Source organism: Mesorhizobium sp. M7A.F.Ca.US.014.04.1.1 (genome assembly GCF_003998745.1).
Classification (GTDB): Bacteria; Pseudomonadota; Alphaproteobacteria; order Rhizobiales; family Rhizobiaceae; genus Mesorhizobium; species Mesorhizobium ciceri.
Genome location: NZ_RZRW01001122.1, coordinates 1 through 1017, shown reverse-complemented (window position 1 = coordinate 1017; position 1017 = coordinate 1). Strand labels below are relative to the sequence as shown.

1 protein-coding gene is annotated in these 1017 nt (G+C 72.0%); it reads right to left on the bottom strand.

Annotation, left to right across the window (positions count from 1 at the left end):
* Positions 1–1017 (bottom strand): hydantoinase/oxoprolinase family protein (locus EOA22_RS34980; RefSeq protein WP_281040821.1); only part of this gene is annotated, 1017 nt, incomplete at both ends.

Genomic DNA, 1017 nt, shown 5'->3' with positions numbered 1-1017 from the left:
GCCCAGGGATACCGATGTCGCCACCGCGCTCGGCCAAGCCGGCATAGTGCAGCGGCGCCGAGGCGCCGAGGCCGATGACCGGGCGGTCGAGCGCGACGCTCAGGCGGGCGATGCCGGGATGCGCGTCGACCGCGCGCTGCACCAGGGCGTGCGCCACTGTCGCGGCGCCATCGAGCCCATCCTCGGCAAAGGCGGTCTCGAGGATATATTCGGCCGACCAGCGCGTCAGCGTCACCAGCACCCGTTCCGAGATCGCTTCCGGCGAAGCGGCGATGTTCTGGCCACGGCCGTCACGCTTGCGGGCGAACAGTTCGGCGCCGAGGCGCGCGGCGATGGGATCCCAGTTCGCCTGCTTGCCCAGCACGTGGGCGGCGTCCGACGGGGTGAAGCCGGCGACATGCACCAGCCCGCGCGACACCAGCCGGTTCAGCGTCGCGTTCTGCGCGTTCGAGGTCAAAAGCCTGTCGACGGCGAGCGGCACGGCACCAATCAGCTCGTAGAGCCTGGCTTCGGCGCCGGTCAGGCCGGCGGCGAGCCGGTCCGGCACGCCGGTGCGCACCGCGAAGCGGCCGTCCATACGGCCGGGATTGGGTGCCCGCAGCTGACGCTCCAGCTCTGAAATCAGCGCTACGCCATGCGCCATGCCGGCCAGCGCCAGCGGCACCAGGCGGCGCGGCCCGAGCAGGATCCTGGGGTTGAGCGCGCCATCCTCCAGCGCCACTTCGGAATCGCCGCCGAGGCCGAAGGTGCGCATGGCGACGGCCTCGACCATGGTGCGGAAGCCGCCGACGGTGGCGCCTTCCGGATCTAGCCTGGGACGGCCGCCGTCGAGCACGGCGACGTCGGTGGTGGTGCCGCCGATGTCGGACACCACAGCATTGTCGAGCCCGGTCATGTGGCGGGCGCCGACCAGGCTGGCGGCCGGGCCGGACAGGATGGTCTCGCTCGGTCGCTGGCGGGCAAAAGCGGCTGAAACCAGCGCGCCATCGCCGCGCACCACCATCAGCGGTGCTGCGA